This window comes from Arachidicoccus terrestris (genome assembly GCF_020042345.1).
GTDB lineage: Bacteria > Bacteroidota > Bacteroidia > Chitinophagales > Chitinophagaceae > Arachidicoccus > Arachidicoccus terrestris.
The window spans coordinates 2,730,126-2,749,071 of sequence record NZ_CP083387.1 but is presented as its reverse complement, the minus strand read 5'-3'; the positions used below and the strand labels follow the sequence as shown (position 1 = coordinate 2,749,071).

Annotated in this window: 16 protein-coding genes; 7 read left to right on the top strand and 9 right to left on the bottom strand. The window is 44.9% G+C overall.

All coding sequences use genetic code 11. The features are described 5' to 3' along the window. Positions 1-92 precede the first annotated feature (92 nt). The 3 genes from ftsZ to K9M52_RS10690 all read left to right on the top strand — a co-directional run bounded on the left by ftsZ (position 93) and on the right by K9M52_RS10690 (position 4,323). Positions 93-2,150: a cell division protein FtsZ gene (gene ftsZ / locus K9M52_RS10700; protein ID WP_224068424.1), complete on the top strand. Its 2,058-nt coding sequence runs from the start codon at positions 93-95 to the stop codon at positions 2,148-2,150. Positions 2,151-2,843: 693 nt separating this feature from the next. Next, a complete protein-coding gene (locus K9M52_RS10695; protein WP_224068423.1) occupies positions 2,844-3,236 on the top strand; it encodes a DoxX family protein in 393 nt (130 codons plus the stop codon). Between the two features lie 58 nt (positions 3,237-3,294). Then, entirely contained in the window at positions 3,295-4,323 is a 1,029-nt protein-coding gene (locus K9M52_RS10690; protein ID WP_224068422.1) for an alpha/beta hydrolase, read from the top strand. A gap of 325 nt (positions 4,324-4,648) precedes the next feature. Here K9M52_RS10690 and K9M52_RS10685 read toward each other — a convergent pair whose 3' ends face one another. The 6 genes from K9M52_RS10685 to K9M52_RS10660 all read right to left on the bottom strand — a co-directional run bounded on the left by K9M52_RS10685 (position 4,649) and on the right by K9M52_RS10660 (position 9,398). Continuing rightward, complete coding sequence (locus K9M52_RS10685) at positions 4,649-5,410, bottom strand: LytR/AlgR family response regulator transcription factor (protein WP_224068421.1); 762 nt, start codon at positions 5,408-5,410, stop codon at positions 4,649-4,651. Then, positions 5,391-6,410: a sensor histidine kinase gene (locus K9M52_RS10680; protein WP_224068420.1), complete on the bottom strand. Its 1,020-nt coding sequence runs from the start codon at positions 6,408-6,410 to the stop codon at positions 5,391-5,393. Before K9M52_RS10680 ends, K9M52_RS10685 begins: the two co-directional genes overlap by 20 nt. A 51-nt stretch (positions 6,411-6,461) precedes the next feature. After that, positions 6,462-6,938 (bottom strand): hypothetical protein, encoded by a 477-nt coding sequence (locus K9M52_RS10675; protein WP_224068419.1) that lies wholly within the window; start codon positions 6,936-6,938, stop codon positions 6,462-6,464. A gap of 20 nt (positions 6,939-6,958) precedes the next feature. After that, complete coding sequence (locus tag K9M52_RS10670) at positions 6,959-7,939, bottom strand: cytochrome P460 family protein (protein ID WP_224068418.1); 981 nt, start codon at positions 7,937-7,939, stop codon at positions 6,959-6,961. A gap of 205 nt (positions 7,940-8,144) precedes the next feature. Beyond that, entirely contained in the window at positions 8,145-8,603 is a 459-nt protein-coding gene (locus K9M52_RS10665; RefSeq protein WP_224068417.1) for an Ohr family peroxiredoxin, read from the bottom strand. Between the two features lie 27 nt (positions 8,604-8,630). Continuing rightward, entirely contained in the window at positions 8,631-9,398 is a 768-nt protein-coding gene (locus K9M52_RS10660) for a DUF1223 domain-containing protein (protein WP_224068416.1), read from the bottom strand. A 489-nt stretch (positions 9,399-9,887) separates the two neighbouring features. Between K9M52_RS10660 and K9M52_RS10655 the strand changes: the two genes are divergently transcribed. Then, entirely contained in the window at positions 9,888-11,096 is a 1,209-nt protein-coding gene (locus K9M52_RS10655) for an RNA-guided endonuclease TnpB family protein (protein WP_224068415.1), read from the top strand. A gap of 18 nt (positions 11,097-11,114) precedes the next feature. Here the strand turns inward: K9M52_RS10655 and K9M52_RS10650 are convergent, their stop codons facing one another. Then, on the bottom strand, positions 11,115-11,858 hold the full coding sequence (locus K9M52_RS10650) for an SDR family oxidoreductase (RefSeq protein ID WP_224068414.1): 744 nt from the start codon (positions 11,856-11,858) through the stop codon (positions 11,115-11,117). Between the two features lie 79 nt (positions 11,859-11,937). Between K9M52_RS10650 and K9M52_RS10645 the strand changes: the two genes are divergently transcribed. The 3 genes from K9M52_RS10645 to mfd all read left to right on the top strand — a co-directional run bounded on the left by K9M52_RS10645 (position 11,938) and on the right by mfd (position 16,473). Then, positions 11,938-12,282 carry a winged helix-turn-helix transcriptional regulator gene (locus tag K9M52_RS10645; RefSeq protein WP_224068413.1) on the top strand — a complete coding sequence of 115 codons (345 nt, stop codon included), beginning with the start codon at positions 11,938-11,940 and terminating at the stop codon, positions 12,280-12,282. 37 nt (positions 12,283-12,319) lie between these two features. Beyond that, the gene (locus K9M52_RS10640; RefSeq protein ID WP_224068412.1) at positions 12,320-12,655 is read left to right on the top strand and encodes a cupin domain-containing protein; all 336 of its coding nucleotides are present in this window, start codon (positions 12,320-12,322) and stop codon (positions 12,653-12,655) included. Between the two features lie 419 nt (positions 12,656-13,074). Then, entirely contained in the window at positions 13,075-16,473 is a 3,399-nt protein-coding gene (gene mfd, locus K9M52_RS10635) for a transcription-repair coupling factor (protein WP_224068411.1), read from the top strand. Positions 16,474-16,674: 201 nt separating this feature from the next. Here the strand turns inward: mfd and K9M52_RS10630 are convergent, their stop codons facing one another. Together K9M52_RS10630 and K9M52_RS10625 are read right to left on the bottom strand one after the other, a co-directional pair. Continuing rightward, positions 16,675-17,895 (bottom strand): MFS transporter, encoded by a 1,221-nt coding sequence (locus K9M52_RS10630; RefSeq protein ID WP_224068410.1) that lies wholly within the window; start codon positions 17,893-17,895, stop codon positions 16,675-16,677. Positions 17,896-17,974: 79 nt separating this feature from the next. Further along, positions 17,975-18,892 carry a helix-turn-helix domain-containing protein gene (locus tag K9M52_RS10625; RefSeq protein ID WP_224068409.1) on the bottom strand — a complete coding sequence of 306 codons (918 nt, stop codon included), beginning with the start codon at positions 18,890-18,892 and terminating at the stop codon, positions 17,975-17,977. Positions 18,893-18,946: the final 54 nt, after the last annotated feature.

Sequence of the window (18,946 nt, the reverse complement as noted above, 5' to 3'; positions counted from 1 at the left end):
TGCCAGGCACAGTTTAAAATTATTTTTAGATATAAAATTGAACCTTTACAGAGAAACACTTAAAAACTACTAACCATTTAAATTGAAACATTATGATCGACTTTGATATCCCCAAGCAAAAGTCATCCATTATTAAAGTAATCGGCGTTGGCGGCGGTGGTGGCAATGCAGTAAACCACATGTTTGGGCAAAAAATAGAGAATGTAGATTTTATCATATGCAATACAGATGCGCAGGCGCTTGAAAACAGTGCAATACCCAATAGAATTCAACTGGGACCGCATTTGACACAAGGTCTGGGTGCAGGTGCCAACCCTTCCATAGGGCGTCAGGCAACGGAAGAATCCCTGGAAGAAATTAAAAGAATCCTGGAGGTCAACACTAAAATGGCCTTTGTTTGCGCCGGCATGGGTGGCGGAACCGGTACGGGCGGTGCACCAATTATTGCAAAAATATGCCAGGATCTGGGCATTCTCACCGTTGGTATCGTTACGACACCTTTCAGTTTTGAAGGGCCCAGAAGACGTGGCCAGGCCGAAAGCGGTATTAAGGAATTAGAACCGCATGTGGATACCTTACTGGTGATCAGCAATGACAAGTTACGCATGCAGCACAAGAACCTTAAAATGCGTGAGGCATTTGGAAAGGCGGACGATGTACTTTCTACCGCAGCCAAATGTATTACTGATATTATCAACTCTAATGGACAGATTAACGTTGACTTTGCGGATGTATGTACCGTAATGCGCAAAGGTGGTGTCGCCATTTTGGGTAGTGCCGTCGCGGAAGGTGATGCCAGAGCTCAGACGGCCATTGAAGATGCCATTAACTCCCCGTTATTAAACGATAGTGACATCAGTGGTGCCAAATGGATTCTGTTGAATATTAATACCAGCGAGGGTGAGTTTGAGTGTGGAACCGATGAGTTTGAACTGATCAATGATTTTGTCAGGGAAAAAGCAGGTGATGAAACAGATGTAATTGTTGGGATGGGCATTGATGAGACATTAGGAAAAGGATTATCTGTCACACTGATCGCCACCGGTTTTGAACATAAGAATCCGTTTGATAAAGATGCTATTAAAAAAGTAGCTGACAAAGACAAAGTGCTGTTCACCCTAGACATGCAAGAAAAGCCACAACCTGTCGCAAAGCCTATTGCATCAGCCACGCCTGCCGCAGAACCGCAGGTAACAGTTCAGGCCGCACCTGAGCAGCCCGAAACGGCACCTCAGCCAGTTCAGGCAGCCGTTCAACAGACAGAAAGCGACTCCCTGGTGCCAAGATTGGTCGAAAATCAAGCGCCATCACAAGAAACTGATTCCCCAGCGCAGCAAAGACAGCCAGAACCTGTCAGCGAGCAGGCTCCTGAAGTTGTGCATTTTACCCTGGATGCGGAGCCACAGCAGCAAGCGGCAGCTGCGCAACCTTCAGAAAACAACGCATCCGTCCCTTCCCCCACTCCTACTCCGCAGGTACATGTGCAGGAACAACAGCCGACGCAGGCCCCGGAGCTGGAATTCGGCTACAGTGAAAAAGAGACAACGGCCACCAATGAACAACCGGAGACAACTCAGGTGCCGGGTTTCCTAAACAAGCCCGCCAATATCTACGCACCACAACCGGCCAAACCACAGCATGCCTTTGTCCAACAGCCGAAGCCGGCCCAGCCGCAGCCACAAAGCGCTACGCAACAACCTGCTGTACAAACGCCTTCCGCCTCTCAGCAACAGCCGCAGCCTGTGCAGCAAAGGCCCACGATGAACACGATTCCGAATCTTCAGCAAGAGGAAGAAGAAATGCAAATTGTATACAAAGACACGCCTCAGCCAGTAACCACTCCTGCCCAACCAGTAGGGGCTGCACTTGGTGGAGATCAGGATCTTTCAGAAGAGGAAATGAAAAAAAGGAAAGCAGAGGAAAGAATTCAGAAGTTACGCAATCTTTCCTATAACGTACAAAGTGGAGATCCCAATGGCGATTTTGACGCCGTCCCTGCCTACGTAAGACGCAACCTCGAAATGCTGGGTGGCGCAGAAAGCAGTACGGCAGAAAACTACTATAGCAAATACACAGTCAATAAAGACGAAAAAGAGGGTACGAATATTTCCAGTCTGAATGCGTTTTTAGAAGGTAAAAAGCCCGATTGATTTTACACTTAATCGAACAATACATATTTTGGTTTAAATGGTTTTTAGTTGTAAGGTCCCCCTGCTTTGCAGGGGGACCTTTTTGTTATTCTTCACCCCAAGTAACATGCACAACAGAAACGGTGCTCATGTGTCGCGAACATTCCTTTCCGTCCAAAAACAGTTTCTCCTGCAGGCAATGCGTGTTTCCCCTGGTATCCTTCAAATCATAAGAATGATTCACTGTACGCTATAGAGGGCGGCGCTTTTGATACGTTCATTCCGGAAAAGGAATTTCACAAGATAATTTGGCCCACAAAAGGTCGCACGTACCTCCTATCTTCCTATATGCGCATTATTTACGGGCCAGCCAACAAGTGACATTTAGTTATCATCCAGCAGGCCTCTCTGCCAAAAGAGGCAACCCCAGTATAGTGCCGGGCCAATAGAAATAACCTTTCATGTAAAGCCTCCCCCCATGCTAACGCATCAAACCAATCAGGCTTGACTGACTCAAAATGGCCACTTTGAACACCCGTTCGAACGAAGTTCTTCAACCAGCCCCAATAACAAAAACTGTCTACTCCTGCGTCATCCCAAAACGCAGTTTCGTCGGGTTCGACCGGCTATTTGTCCACTTAAAGCTATTACCAATATGAAGCAGGTAAGAACCGGTGCAACTTTGCACCATCAACAAAAACAAAATTCAAAATCATGAACAACAAGTTTTCAAAAACTGTCTACTACGCCGGCGCGATTCTCATTTCCTTATGGTTTGGCGCAAGTGGCATCTGTGAGCTTACCAAAAATCCTGTCGTATGGGACATCACCGTTAAACTCGGTTATCCGCCTCATTTTATCTACATTCTGGGCATCGCTAAGATCTCGGGCATTATTCTCCTGTTGATTCCCAACCGTCTGTTACGGTTAAAGGAATGGGTATTCGCCGGCATTTTCTTTGACATCATCTTTGCGTTCTTGTCTAAAATGGCGGTCCTGGGGTTCCCGGCCACTGTTGATGCGATCATTGCCTTTACGATCATTTCTGTCACTTATATGCAATATCGCAAGCTATATCCGGCCATATACGCTAACAGTAAAAGATAAGAAGACCAATACCTTCTTGATTCCATTCAATATATTAATACAACTCAATTTCCAACTCATGCAGACAATTATTTCTTCCAAACAAAAACTTCAGGTAATCCTTCTTTTCATTACCGTATTTTGCGCAACTGCAGCTATGGCAGCCAAACCGGGTAACATTCCCGATAACAATTTAACAATTACCGATAGCCTTAAGCAGATCAATGCCGGCCTCCTGAATGTGGGCTATATCGAGGCAGGACCTTCGAAAGGCCAACCCGTCATATTACTTCATGGCTGGCCATATGGTATCAATAGCTATTCTAAAGCTGCCGCTATTCTGGCTGAGAAAGGCTATCACGTGTTTGTGCCATATGCCCGCGGTTTCGGATCCACCCGCTTCCTTTCAGCCGGTACGCCCCGTAGCGGCCAGCCAGGCGCACTCGCACAAGACCTCCTTGACTTTATGGATGCACTTCATATTCAAAAGGCCATTATTGGGGGATTCGACTGGGGAGCCAGAACGGCGGATATCATCGCGGCACTTCATCCTGAAAGATGCACCGCCCTCGTTGCAGTAAGCGGTTACCTAATAGGCAATCCAAAAACAGCCATAAAGCCTTTGTCTCCAAAAGCAGAACTATCCTGGTGGTATCAGTTTTATTTCGCAACCGAACGTGGAGAGCTTGGCTATAAAGAGCATACCAGAGACTTTGCGAAATTAATCTGGCAACTCGCCTCTCCCGACTGGAAATTCGATGAGGCTACATTTAATCAGGAAGCCAAATCCTTTGATAACCCCGATCATGTAGCGATCGTTATTCATAACTACAGATACCGCTTAGGACTGGTGAAAGGAGAAAAAAACTATGCTGCCATAGAATCCAGGCTGGCCGGGGGGCCTGCCATTCACGTTCCGACAGTCACTTTAGAAGGAGATGCAAATGGAGCTCCTCATCCTTCGCCAGATGCTTACCGAAATAAGTATACAGGAAAGTATAAACATCATACCATCACAGGCGGTATCGGACATGATCTGCCTGAAGAAGCGCCAGCAGCATTCGCAAACGCTATTATTGAAGCAGATGCGATGGCCAGCCAACGATAAAACACTTCCCAATAACAAGGTGCCTATATTAATTTATGGGCACCCTTGTTGTTTTTGCTTCATGACCGATCGGTCAATTTCAACCCACATCCATTCCAATGCTGCAGTTCCATCCATGTTTTCCCTGAACTGCTGATCGACTGTAATAAATTAATCCTAAGCAACCGTTGAGCCTGCACGCCGTTGCCAAACCGATCTTCCGGCCAGCCTCCTCTCTGGTTCACGACATGCCCGGAACTTCATTCTCAATAACCTGGAAGCAGGCAATAGCTTAACAGACAGCGTCCTTGATTCAATATTAGGAAAATCCAAGAATTAGATAGCGTTAGCGATTTTCCATCCAGGCCAGTAATCTGGGAGCCTTCTCTTTATTGACAAGTATCTTCTCTTTGGTATCAAAGACCAGCTTGACAAACAGTTTACGCATAAAGAAAGGTTGAACTTCCCGGATCGCCTTAAAGTTGACCAGGTACTGCCTGTTTACCCTGAAAAATTGCAACGCTGCCACCTGCAAAGCTACCTGATCCAAGGATAAATTGATAACATACTCACGCTGATCAAAACACATGATACAAGTCGCATTGTGCTGAACATAAAAGAATGCTATACTTTCTGTCGGAACAGTGATATACTTTTGCTGGTGGAAGACCAGAAAACTTGTTTTCCCTGCCGGTGCAGATAATTTCGCGATCAGTTCACTGAAGTCAGGCTGTGTACCAGACTGATAGAACCGGCTGATATGATCCACCTTAGCCAATGCCTTTTCTATATCTTCCCGGGAGAAGGGTTTAAGAATATAATCAATGCCATTTTGTTTAAATGCCTCGATTGAATATTCATCAAAAGCGGTACAAAAAATAACGGGAGAAGCGACATCTACCTGCTTAAAGATATCAAAAGACAAGCCATCGCCGAGCTGAATATCCATAAAGATCAGATCAGGCCGCACAGGTCCAGAAAGTAACTTAACGGACGAGGCAATACTCTGACATTTTCCGATAATTGAAGCGCCAGGTTTGATTTCTGTGATGATCTTTTCCAAAGAGGCGGCTGCCCGGGGTTCATCTTCAATAATGAGGATCTTCATAAATGATAGGGAGTTTTATTTTGAACGTACAAGAATCATCTGTTATTTCAACTTGCTTATCCGTCAGATGCCGGTAGCGCAGGCGGATATTCTCCAGCCCGACTCCCAGGGAATGGTGATCCCCGGATTTCAACTGAATGGGGTTTTCAAGTATTAGTCTTCCATCCCGTTCGTATACCCTAATGTGTAAGGGCTGTTCCTCAGAAACAATATTATGTTTCAGACAATTTTCAATGAGCAACTGTAACGTAAAAGGAGGAATAAGTGAAGTAAACGAAGCCGTTTCCAGGCGCTGTTCAAAAACAAAGCCTTCCCCAAACCTGGCTTTTTGTAAATATAAAAAAGCCTGTACGATCTCCATTTCTTCCTTAACCGTTATCAGATCCAGCTTCCTTGTTTCAAGTGTATGCCGGTAAAACTTCGAAAGTTTAATAATAAATCCTACTGCTTCCTTCTCTCCGTTTTCAACCATCGATTTTAAAGTATTCAGGCTATTAAATAAAAAATGAGGATTCACCTGCTGTTTGAGAAGTTCATATTGCGCAGCGAGATTGTCATTTTTCATCTGTTCCAACTGGATAGTGATGCGGCGGTTTTCAAAATTCTGTTGAAACAGGTGCAGAATCGTATAGCAGATAAGATTAATCAACAGCCCGCGCACCTCAATCATCAGCATGACAGGGCCAAAATTGATATGTGTCAGAATTAATTGCTGTAGCCAGGCCAGGCCAAACATGATTATAATGCCAATACCAAATGTGATAAATAGCCGGCGGGAAGAGGTCTGTTTACGGGGAGACCTTTTCCTATACCAGGAAAAGACAAACAGATTGACATACCACATGATAATAGCAAAAGCGGAGGTCAGTATGGCATTGACTACCGCTTCTGTCATATTAAAACTATGCTGTGCCAGTTGTGGCACCGAGGATAAAATGCCCAGGACGACGGAGCTTATCCAGATGATTCCTGGAGATATCTTTAATTCAGATGTTTTCATCTGTCGGAAATTACTCATTTTTAAGCGCCTATCGGGAGCAAATTAATTGATTTACGGGAAAACAACGGGATGCTTTTCTAAAATTTGCGTTATACGCTCCGATGGATTAATATATCGGTCACCCACCCCAAACGGTTGCCTTCCGCTTAAAAGCTTATAGTTCCAGCCTTTGCTGCCCAGGTCAGGCCTTTGTAAAGTTAATTTCTCCACGGATTGAATCCGTCCGTTGATATAACTCCCATACCAGTACTTATTATTCTCCTGTTGATAAGTCACAACGGTCAGTTCCTCACCTGCCTGCTGTCCTGTAGATCCTGCGGCTACCGCCGATATCGCCAGCTGGTTGGCATAGACAATGGTCATCGTTTTTCTATTTCGATTGGCAAAAACGCTATATACCTGCTCTCCATGAGCATTATATACTTCCCGATGCTTACTGTCATTTTTTTTATCAGCGTTATTGTCGCTTATATGCCGGCACCCGGCCAGCACAATAAATGCCATGCATAAATATGTAAAATGCTTCATAAAATATAATATTAAAGAATTTATAAGTGATTGGCAGGCAAGAGGTCTCCGTCGGGCAAAGGCACATTAAATACATAACCATTGTCACTGGCAGCTTTATGGCAATTAAAACAGGTTGCATCAAAAGACGCCTTTTCCCCATAGGGCACATGTCCCGTTCCGGTAAATTTGGCGAACCCCCACCCCTCGCTGTCTTCAAATCGCTTGCTGTCTTTTATCATGATCTGGACGTTATTAAACTTACCAGGCAGAATGTCACCATTTTTCTCCTCGATGATATCCCAAACCACCTTTACAATAATGCTGCCTTCAGGCCAAGGCTTGATTTGGTTATTTTTAATGGCTTGCACGGCTACCGGATTAGCATAAATAATCCGGATACTGCGATTGTTATCAAATCGATTTGTAGTGCTGATGACCTGCCAATTGCGATAATCTTTGATATAGCGAACACCATTCGCAGCAACAGGCGTCTGTTCATTATCAGAAGCAACGGAAGGACGGAACTGTGATACGGCTGCATTGACAGCGGCTGTATCATAAAAACGGGGCGGGTTCAGCGATACCGCGTAGTTTTTGAGCACTTCAATGTCCGTCTCCGACAGCCTGGCAGCAGGATGTGTCAATCTGTAAGAAGGCAGCGGCATCTTATTATCCAGGACCATATTCACCATTTCCCACACCAGCCCCTGTTGCTGTGCCGCCGTTAACGTATCCCAGGTAGAGAGGTTAAACCTGCTTCTCGCAGTCCGGACATCTTTAAATACGATCCAGGAAAAAGGCGCTACTTTAGAGGGCCAGCCTGAGGACGTTTCGTTGGAATGACAGTCATAACAGGCACGTTTCAAGATCTGGGCCACTTTTTCGGGTGCCTGTATCGGGTGCGTTGCGGGTGGGTTAGAAACGGTCGGGCCGATAAATTGAAGAAGGATAAAAGAAATCATTATGATTGCAGGTACCGTATAGCACTTTCTGGAAAAAATACTTTTGAGCTGTTTCATGATCTGTCATTTGAGGACGTAAAAATAGTGTCAACCGAAACGGTGTCTATTTTAAAAACCGGGGAACCGGACACAATGAACCGGGAACCGGACAAAACTTGCGTTCACAAACACTTATATTAAACGATACGTGTCGGCAAAAACGAGAAGCCTTCTCGGTATTTTATACCAGGAAGGCTCCGGTTGTAATCCAGGTTTTTAAATATTATACGACAATATTGATCTGCACATTCATGTTGCCCTTTGTCGCCTTGGAATACGGGCAACTATTATGTGCAGCTGTTACCAGTTGACCGGCCTGGTCAGCGTTTAGTCCGGGCAATACGACATTCAGCCTTGCCTGGAGGGAGAAACTTCCTGCAGCGGCGGTAAGATCCACCTCTGCATCAACTGCAGTCCCGTCAGGAACGAGCAGCCCTAAACGGGCGGCACTCAGTTGCATCGCCCCGATAAAGCAGGCTGACCAACCTGCCGCAAACAGCTGTTCGGGATTCGTTCCTTCGGGACTATTGCCGGGTGTGCCTAACTTGGTTTGTAACCGCTTGTCACTGCTGCTGGCAAACCCGTCTCTGCCACCGCTAACATGCGTCTTGCCTGTATAAAGCACTTTTTGACCTTCGTTAATTTTGTCATCAATGACCGTTATCCTTGTTTGTGTTTCCATTTTATTAATATTTAACTTTTAATCTCATTATATGATGTCCGCATGACTGGCAGCGCTAATATGTCCTGTTTGTGGATCCTGTAAAAAACTTATAATACGCCAATCCTTCCTATTAAAACGCTGCGGCAGCGGAACCGTGATCGCTCCACCTTTATGGCCGTCGATAACAAACGGCTGCAGGTCCCGGACAATGGCTGTATGTGATAGCGTACGCCCCTTATTTTCCCCCCGCAGCACATGGCTGACCGCATGATTCTGAACGATCGCTATAAGTAGCTTCTCTCGGGACAAGGTTCCCTGAATCTGATATTGAAGTTCAGCCGTATTTTGAAACAGCTTCCCTTTGACTTGGAGCGTGGTGTTTGGCTGCGCCGATAATGCCTGATGAATTCCCTTGTTTACAAACTCCGCATCGGAGCCAATCCCCTCCGCCGCTCCGTTAATGATCAACTGGGGTGTATAGATCCGGCCTGACAACAAATGACTGTATCGATATTGTCTTGCTGAAAACCGGTGGTCGCTAAAGGCATCTTTCCAGCCTTGACGATCCCAATAGTCAACATGATAGGCCAGCACGTAAACAGGCTGGCCAACTGAAGACTGGTCGACCTGTTCAAGCAGGGCTTCCGCCGGCGGGCAGCTTGAGCACCCTTCGGAAGTGAATAGCTCCAGAACGGCGAACCCCTGCCCGCTGATTTCTGTAGCTGGCCTTTTCTGAGCAACGGAGCGGTAACCTGCAGCGAATAGGAAACAGAGGGTTGCGGCGAGGTAGATAATTTTTTTGTTTGACTTCATAATATTCATTTTATAAAATCAAAATTACCGGCGGGCAGCACAGATAAGAAGATCCTTTCGGCTAAAGTGGACATATTCAACTGTCAACCGGGATTATTGCATGGCGAAGCGATCTAAGGTACTGTAACTGCTCAGGCATATAATTATTTAATTGATTGTCAGTTTATTATATCCAAAAAGGGCTACAAGTTTAACACCTACTCGAAGCACAGTTCCGGAAAATGCAGAACCTGTCTTTAAAAGTTGACAGCCATCTCCGCTTCTTTCACTGTAATTATTTAATTTTGCCCCTGTCATCGGAAAAGCACTGATACTAATAGGGTGGAGATGATGACGAACCTACTTCGTTGATTTGACCTGACTGTACATCTGCCGCTTTGCCATAGGCAGTAAGAACAGCCATCAATCCAAATATTAATGAAATCATGCCCTGGTCGTATAAGACCACATTAAAGGGGTACAGGTATTCTATTGTAAAAAAATTAAATTGTGAAAAGCACGCACCTGAAAGCTTATAAATTTCGGATCTACCCCGAAGGGGAGCAGATTAATTTTCTGGTCCGGCAATTTGGCTGTTGTCGGTTCGTGTACAATTATGCCCTTGAACTGCGGCAAAAGACCTATGAAGAGACCGGCAAATCCCTGTCTTACTATGACACCGCCAAAATGCTGCCTGTCCTTAAAAGCCGGCAGGAAACCGGGTGGCTGGGCGAGGTGATCGCCCAGCCACTGCAGATGGCCATGCAAAATGTAGAGGATAGCTATAAGCGTTTCTTTAAGGGACAGAACAGGTACCCCAGATTCAGGTGCAGGAGCGACCGTCAGTGCTTTAAGCTGCCACAGGGCTTCAGGGTGGAGGGTGACCTTCTCTGGCTCCCGAAACTGAAAACAGGGATCAGGATAAAAATAAGCAGGCAGATCAAAGGGAAAATCTTATACCTGCATTTGTCCAGGACCACTACAGGCAACTATTACGTTTCCTTTACCTGTGAGGTCCCCAGAGAGATACTGGCCGGTACGGGTAAGGATACCGGTGTCGATGTAGGGATCAAGGATGCCGCCATCCTGTCGGATGGCACCAGATATGAAAATATCAAACCGCTGAAGACACTGGAGAAGAAACTAAAACACAGACAGAGGCAACTCTCCAAAAAGCAGAAAGGCAGCAAATCCAGGAAACGGCAACGCCGTATAGTAGCCCGGCTGCATGAAAGGATAAAGAACCTCAGGGAGGACCACCTGCATAAGATCACTACCGACATCGTCAAGAATCACGACTGTGTCGCGGTAGAGGACCTTGCGGTGAAAAATATGTTGAAAAACCACTGTCTGGCAAAGTCCCTGTCAGACGCTTCACTGGGAAAGCTATTGACCCAGCTTGAGTACAAATGTAACTGGTATGGCCGGAAGTTCGTGAAAGTTGACCGGTTCTTTCCCTCTTCCAAAACCTGTCATGTATGCAGGGAAAAGAAAGAAAACCTGACTCTGGCTGACAGGGCCTGGACCTGCAGCTGCTGTCATACCACGCATGACAGAGATGTCAATGCCGCCCGGAACATACTCAGGGAGGGCCTTAAAATATTGTCTGGCTGTGGTGCGCAGTCGGACACTAAACAAAAACAGGCGGAGGCGTTCCCACTGGGGGAGTCTGTGAAGCCTGAAGCGAAGGCTATGCAAAAGGAAAAACCTGATGCATAGCTGAGCAGTAACAAGATACTATAAAGTCATCCCTCCATCAACGATAACCTCCGTCCCCGTTATAAAAGAAGAGTGGTCTTCGCAGAAATAACTGATAAGTTTAGCGATGTCTTTAACCTCGCCCATTTTTTTGAGTGGGATAGACTCAGTCAGATGTGCATTTATCTGTTCGACCGCCTCATCATTCAGGCCTGCTTTTTTCATGATTTCTGTTTTGTGGGGTCCCGGGCTGACAATATTGACCCTGATCCTTCTTCCTGCCAGCTCCACGGCCGCCGTTTTAGCCATAGAGTTTAATGCCGCTTTACTGGCCTGATATACAGAACTCTTTGCCATATGGGTCGACGCCACGACGGATGAAAGGATGACCACTGAAGCCCCATCCTTCAATAAAGGGATAAATTTACTCAGCGTAAAATAGGCTCCTTTGAAATTGATATTCATGACGCTGTCAAAGTTATCTTCACTGGCATCCTGGATCAGACTTTGGGTTCCGGTAATCCCGGCATTGATGAAGAGAATGTCCAGTTTTCCGAATCTGGACCCGACATCCTGATAAAGACGTTCGGTATCAGACAGGCTGGCCTGATCGGACACCAGGCCGGTGGCTCCTATCTGCGTAGCGGCCTGTTCAATAGCAGCAGCCCGTCTGCCCGTAATAATAACGGTCGCACCTTCTGAAGCGAATTCGGCTGCAGCCGCATAACCGATCCCGCTATTGCCCCCTGTTATCAGGGCAACTTTGTTTTTAAATTTTTTCATGTTTTGTGAATTTTAGGCAAAAGTATCATGAAATTGGTATACTTTTGTAACCGGTATCACTAAGTATACCAAAATGGCTATGGCAATAACAAGAGACCAGCAGGCAGAATTAAAGGCACTGCAAAACACGCTTTATTTTATCGGCGGCAAATGGCGAATCCCCGTCATCAACTCCATTTGCAATGGTAACAGACGTTTCCGGGAGATCGAACGGAGTATACCGGGTATTACGACACGAATGTTATCCAAAGAACTGAAAGATATGGAGCTCAATAAATTAGTCAACAGAAATGTCTATTCGGAAACGCCGGTGTTAATCGAATATGAACCTACTGAATATTGCCGGACTTTTGGCCGCATTATTCAGGAGATGATCCGTTGGGGCGAACAGCATGATAAATTCATTAAAAACAAGGTTCGGTAAACCTATACCTTTTCTCCATCTTAAACTGGAATGCAATATGTCTGATCAACAACAATTCTTTTTTACGGCTCCGCATATCACCCAGAACGCCGGGCCAGATACTACCAGAACTATTTTGGGGCACGATCCTACGCTTATGATGCTGAAAATGGATTTTGAAAAAGGGGCCATAGGGGAAATACATCATCATTTGCATACACAGGCGACATATGTACTTAGCGGCATTTTTGAATTTACCATTGGAGATAAAAAACGGGTGGTCCGGCAGGGGGACGCCTGCTTTATGCCGGCGGATATCCCACATGGCTGCGTTTGTCTGGAGGCAGGCACTTTGCTGGATGTCTTCACACCTGAGAGAGAAGACTTTCTCTGAGAATTGCTAAAGGAGATACTGCTGTCTTTTCCTAAGATGGCCCTGGGAAGCGTCGTCAAAAAGATTAGAGGCATGTTCGGGCATTCAGGCCTTTAAGAAAATGAACGCGGGCTTGCCCATTATCTCATTTTCGGGGCATATGTCTATGGCTACAGCCCTTCGATAGGCACCACCACTTTGATTATAGATTTGCTCACGTTTGCTAATGCTCCGGATTACAATTTTCAAAAATCTACCTCATTTCTCCGGTGACACAGGCCGCCAATTTGATTATAAATCAACCTCATATATTCATAATGGGCAACGGGGTCCGGTGGCTTACCGGTATTTTGCCTGCCAGTCAACAATCAGGGGTTTATAGTCCGGCTTCACTCAAATATTGGACAATAACCCGGAGCTTCGTAACTTTGCACTGCGTTATGAATTTACAAACCTTACTAGGTCAATACCTGGAATCCCCCCACCTAAAACCATTGGTGGAACGGTTGGCTGTTGCCGGAACTCAGCAGATCTTTTTAAAAAACTTACACGGCAGTGCTTCAGAATTTGTGGCGGCCACTCTTTTTAACCATGAAAAGCTCTCTGGTTACAATCATGTTTTTGTGCTAAATGACGGCGAAGAAGCCGCCTATTTTCATAATACGCTTACCAGCCTGACAAGTGCCTTAAATTTATTTTATTTCCCTTCTTCTTTTAAAACCAAGAAGAACTTCAGATTACTCAATGCTTCACATGTTATGCTGCGCACGGAAGCCCTCACCCGCTTCTCTTCTCCTACCGGTAACAGAACGGGTGCGCTGATTACTTATCCTGAGGCACTTTTTGAAAAAGTTGTCCTTCCGAAAACATTGAGTGGAAATATTATACACATCAAGACCAATGACACCCTGAACCTGGATTCCTTAATGGAATTGTTCGTTGATTATGGTTTTGTCAGGACAGATTTTGTATATGAGCCTGGGCAGTTCGCGCTGAGAGGCGGGATACTGGATATTTATTCTTTTGGTAACGATAAGCCTTACCGCGTGGAACTCTTTGGCAACGAGGTAGACAGTATCCGCCTGTTTGACCCGGAAAGTCAATTAAGTGAACGCAAATTATTACAGGTTTCTATTATTCCGAATGTCGAAACACAGTTTGAACAGGAAGATAAAGTATCTCTGTTGGACTTCTTACCGGAAAACACGATCTACTGGATCAGAGATTGGGACGTTATCTCGGAGCAGATCACGAAGCAATACCGGGATATGGAGGATTTTCAGCAGAAGATGGCAGACGGGACCATTGAAGAAATCCAGGACGATCCGGATGATACGAAAATTCTTAAAGACATAAAACCGGAGGATTTTCAAAATGCAGAAGACCTCAGGCTACAATTGCAGCAAAAGTCTCTGATTGAATTTGGCTACCAAAGCCACTTTACTGAACAAGTGTTGACATTTCAGACCAGAGAGCAGCCGGCCTTTAACCGTAATTTCAACCTGCTTATCCAGGACCTGAAAACTTTTGAACAGAAAAAGTATGCGATCTACCTGTTCTCCGAACAATCACGGCAGCTGGAAAGGCTCAACAGTATTTTTACAGACCTGGAAACGGAAATAAAATTCACACCGATATCCTCAAGCATTCATGAAGGATTTATTGATGATGACCTGAAGATGGTTTGTTATACCGATCACCAGATTTTCCAGCGTTACCATAAATATCATATCAAACAAGCCTTCAATAAAAATAAGGCGCTAACACTGAAAACACTGCGGGATCTTCAGCCAGGTGATTATGTGACACATATTGACCACGGTGTAGGGCGCTACAGCGGCCTTCAGAAGCTGGAGGTAGCTGGCAGTATTCAGGAAGCCGTCCGCATCATTTATAAGGATAATGATATTTTATATGTCAATATTAACTCGCTGCATAAGATCTCTAAATATACCGGCAAAGAAGGGACACAACCCAAAGCCAACAAGCTGGGCAGCGACTCCTGGAATAAACTGAAAGAAAAGACCAAGACCAAAGTCAAGGAAATTGCCTTCGACCTTATTAAGCTTTATGCACAGCGTAAGGCCCAGAGTGGCTTTGCCTTTTCTCCCGATAATTATATGCAGACGGAGCTCGAAGCCAGCTTTATCTATGAGGATACGCCGGATCAGAGTAAGGCCACAGCCGATGTTAAAAAGGACATGGAAAATGCTGCGCCAATGGACAGGCTGATTTGCGGAGATGTCGGATTTGGCAAAACCGAAATCGCAGTGCGTGCAGCCTTCAAGGCGGTGGTAGATGGCAAGCAGGCAGCCATACTCGTTCCAACAACGATCTTAGCCTTCCAGCATTATAAAACCTTCTCTGAACGGTTGGCCGACTTTCCTGTAACGGTGGACTATATCAACCGTTTTAAATCCGCTAAGGAGAAAAAGGAGACATTGACAAAACTAGCCGAGGGTAAAATCGATATTATTGTAGGCACCCATGCATTACTGGGTAAGAGCGTAAAGTTCAGGGACCTCGGCCTCATGGTTATTGACGAAGAACAGAAGTTTGGTGTTGGTCACAAAGAAAAATTAAAGACGCTCAGGACGAATGTCGATTCCCTGACCCTTACCGCAACGCCCATTCCACGTACATTACAGTTCAGCATGATGGGCGCAAGGGATTTGAGCATCATTAATACGGCTCCCCCTAACAGACAACCGATCCAGACAGAAGTCGTTACTTTTAATCAGGACTTCATAAGAGAAGCCATATATTTTGAAATAGAAAGGGGCGGTCAGGTCTTTTTTATATTCAACCGTATCCAGGGTGTCAAAGAAATGTCCACACTTATCCAGACACTTTGCCCGGACCTGAGCGTTTCCTATGCGCATGGGCAGATGGACGGAAAAGAGCTCGAGGCTAAGATTATGGACTTCGTGGAAAGGAAGTATGACGTGCTTGTTTGTACCAATATAGTGGAAAGTGGCGTTGACATACCCAATGTCAATACGATCATCGTCAACAATGCACATCATTTTGGGCTAAGTGACTTACATCAATTAAGAGGCCGTGTAGGCCGCAGCAATAAGAAAGCATTCTGTTACCTGATAGCGCCTCCGCTTAGCACACTCCCTGCAGATTCACGTAAAAGGCTCCAAACACTGGAGCAATACAGTGATCTGGGCAGCGGTTTTCAGATCGCTATGCGGGATCTGGACATCAGAGGAGCCGGCAATCTGCTGGGGGGAGAGCAAAGTGGCTTTATGGCAGAAATTGGCTTTGAAATGTATCAGAAAGTATTACAGGAAGCCATCAGGGAACTAAAAAGAACAGATTTTAAAGAGCTCTTTAAGGAGGAAATCTCTCAGCAAGATGATTATGTGTCTGACTGCACGGTCGATACTGATCAGGAAATCCTGATCCCGGATGCCTATGTAGAAAGTATTACAGAGAGGCTTGCACTGTATACCCGGTTAAATAATTGTACCGACGAGCAGGAACTTATCACATTCTACCAGGAGCTTATCGACCGCTTCGGCCCCGTTCCCCGTCAGGTAGATGACCTTTTTGCAGTGATCCGCAGTCGTAAAATGGCGATTAGTCTGGGCTTTGAGAAAATGACTTTGAAAGATAAGATACTCCGCTGCTATTTCATTAATAAAAACGATTCCCCTTATTTCGACAGCGAATTATTTAAAAATATCTTGAACTATCTACAGACAGGTACCAATAAGGCCAGATTGAAACAGGCGGGAACCAATTTTCTATTGATTAATAATACAGTTGAAAGTGTGAGCGAAATGCAGGCCTTTTTACAAAAGATGTGGGATGCAGTAAAACCGGGGTGATGGTTCTCGCGTGTGCGGTCTTTGTCGTTTTGAATAATAACATGATGCAGGTAGCGGCAATCAACCTCCTGCCGCATAAAACCTGAACAGCCAGAGGGGATAGAAAGAAGGATGTTTGGGGCCGGTCATCCACCGGGAGCCGGCTCCAAACATCCCTTCAAACAAAAATCATAAATAAGAAAAAAATAGAAGTTTTACAGCTTATTTAGCTTTCAGTAAAGCCAGCTTTTTACCTGAAGCACCTGTACGCAAGCGAATCGCCAATAACGTGACGGCGGCCAATACCGCCAGTGTCAGATAACATAAAGCAAGAGACTGCTCATTGGTTACATGTATGATAGCCAGTACCACGGTACTAAAGACCGAGGTCACCATATAAGAACCACCGCTGGTTATACCACTGGCCATTCCGGCATTTTTAGGGAACCTGGTCAGGCAGTACGTAAAAAACAGGTTATAGACCAGTCCGACCATTAAGTGAATTAAGACGACAAATACCATCGTGAGTGGCAATTGATTAAACAGCGACGAAGAGATCATCATTAAAAATATCAATCCTAACTGTAATAAGTTGGCCTTGCTGGCATTCACAGGAATGCTTCCTTTCTTTAGCGCTTTACCAATTACGCCTCCGAATAATAAAGCGGTTCCTGAAAGTAACGCACAATAACCAGTTACCACGGGCGATAAGTGATATTTATGTTCTACGATAAATGGGACAGACATGCCAAATACCATGACGATGGAATAACTTAGACCTAACACCAGAATACCAAAACTGAAATCAAATGTACCAATCAGTTTTTTATAGACATCTACAATCTTTTTTCCTTTAAACGCCACCGGATAACGCAGGGTTTCACCCCCATATATCAGTTCAAGGATCAACATCAAGCCACTGTATATCCCTAATAAATAAAAGTTAGATGTCCAGCCAAAACTAGATTGCAGGAATCCACCCAGGAAGGGAGCAGTAATAGGGGCTGTTGCCCAGACGATGGTCAGTAAACTGGTGTAGTGTTTTTGCTTTTCTCCTGTAAATACATCCACGAAAAAAGCGCGCTTACCTACGACAATAAAAGCCGTGGATATACCCTGAACAATACGCATCGCATATACCATTTCCAGGCTGTGTGCATGAATGATAAAGAAGTTACTGATCGTGAACACAAATAGGGAAATAAGCCCGATCCGGTATCGTCCGAAACTGTCCAATATGCTTCCGGCAAAAAACTGAGCTACCCCGTAGCTGATCAAAAATAAGATCAAGGTCTGCTGAATGCTTACCGAACCCACATGAAATGCGCTGGCCATATCCGGTAAGGAAGGTATATATACATCCGTGGCCAGACCGGATAAAGGTATCAGCACAAATGCGATAATTGTGCTGGCCCTGCTGTTACTTTCTACAATCTGCCTCATAGGTTTCAATTTAATAAGGCAAAATTAGATGGATTACCCATGCTAAAAAATAATGAAATCAAAGTTATTATTAAACAAATCAAATATTGGAAACAAACAAAGATCTGTAAGTTTTAGGACTCTTGCCGGTTTGTCTTTTAAAAAACAGATTAAAATACTGTGGGTATTCGAAGCCAAGGCTGGAACTGATTTCCTGTACAGTCCAGTCGGTATTTTTGAGCAGCGACAGGGCTTCTGCAATTTTCTTCTCAGCTATCAGCTGCCCTGTGGTCTTACCTGTATTGGCTTTAATAATATGATTAAGGTGATTAATGTGGATATTCAGCTCACTTGCAAAATCAGCAGGAGCCTTAAGATGAATCATATTTCGGGGGGAATCTATGGGGTATTGACTATCGAGTAAGTCCAAAAAACGGCCTACCAGATAGTCCTTTCTTTCTACAGCTCTTATAGGTGCAAGAGATTTACGGATCTTCATTCCGGAAAGGATAACCACTTTCAGTAAATGCCGGATGATCTCGTCTTTAAACTCAAAACAATCCTTATACTCACTCGCCATGGTTGCAAAATAACCGGACAGCTGATCATACTGATCATCTGTCAAAGCTACCAGCGGATAGACATCCTTTTCAAAAACCTGGCTGAGCCTCTTAAGGTCTGCCCGGATGCCGGGTGTCACAAACACTTCATTAAAAACACAGACATATCCTTGCTGTTCTTCAGAGATATTATGCCAGCCAAAACGTACCAGGGGACTGGAGAAAAATAAAGTAGGTTTATTGACCTCCATTTCGCCCTTCTCTGTAAACAAAATAGCCTTGCCTTTACAAAGGCAAATCTTATAATAATCTCTTCTTATAAACGGCAGGGTCTTAAAACAATTATTACGAACAAATACGTTAAAATGCCGGGTGAGCCCGTTACCCCTTTGCAAATCCAAAGGCATGCTTCTGCAGGTAGATTCATAATAATCCTGAATAGTCTCCAATGTTTCCATAAGGACAAAGTTAAACAATTCAAAGATGAGAGGCAACGTCAGCACAGCGACACC

Coding starts and splice junctions, on each gene's coding strand:
- K9M52_RS10680 (WP_224068420.1), bottom strand. CDS start 6,410: ATGAAAACATCTGAATTAAAGATATCTCCAGGAATCATCTGGATAAGC.
- mfd (WP_224068411.1), top strand. CDS start 13,075: ATGAATTTACAAACCTTACTAGGTCAATACCTGGAATCCCCCCACCTA.
- K9M52_RS10630 (WP_224068410.1), bottom strand. CDS start 17,895: ATGAGGCAGATTGTAGAAAGTAACAGCAGGGCCAGCACAATTATCGCA.
- K9M52_RS10625 (WP_224068409.1), bottom strand. CDS start 18,892: ATGGAAACATTGGAGACTATTCAGGATTATTATGAATCTACCTGCAGA.
- ftsZ (WP_224068424.1), top strand. CDS start 93: ATGATCGACTTTGATATCCCCAAGCAAAAGTCATCCATTATTAAAGTA.
- K9M52_RS10675 (WP_224068419.1), bottom strand. CDS start 6,938: ATGAAGCATTTTACATATTTATGCATGGCATTTATTGTGCTGGCCGGG.
- K9M52_RS10690 (WP_224068422.1), top strand. CDS start 3,295: ATGCAGACAATTATTTCTTCCAAACAAAAACTTCAGGTAATCCTTCTT.
- K9M52_RS10660 (WP_224068416.1), bottom strand. CDS start 9,398: ATGAAGTCAAACAAAAAAATTATCTACCTCGCCGCAACCCTCTGTTTC.
- K9M52_RS10645 (WP_224068413.1), top strand. CDS start 11,938: ATGGCAATAACAAGAGACCAGCAGGCAGAATTAAAGGCACTGCAAAAC.
- K9M52_RS10685 (WP_224068421.1), bottom strand. CDS start 5,410: ATGAAGATCCTCATTATTGAAGATGAACCCCGGGCAGCCGCCTCTTTG.
- K9M52_RS10640 (WP_224068412.1), top strand. CDS start 12,320: ATGTCTGATCAACAACAATTCTTTTTTACGGCTCCGCATATCACCCAG.
- K9M52_RS10695 (WP_224068423.1), top strand. CDS start 2,844: ATGAACAACAAGTTTTCAAAAACTGTCTACTACGCCGGCGCGATTCTC.
- K9M52_RS10670 (WP_224068418.1), bottom strand. CDS start 7,939: ATGAAACAGCTCAAAAGTATTTTTTCCAGAAAGTGCTATACGGTACCT.
- K9M52_RS10665 (WP_224068417.1), bottom strand. CDS start 8,603: ATGGAAACACAAACAAGGATAACGGTCATTGATGACAAAATTAACGAA.
- K9M52_RS10650 (WP_224068414.1), bottom strand. CDS start 11,858: ATGAAAAAATTTAAAAACAAAGTTGCCCTGATAACAGGGGGCAATAGC.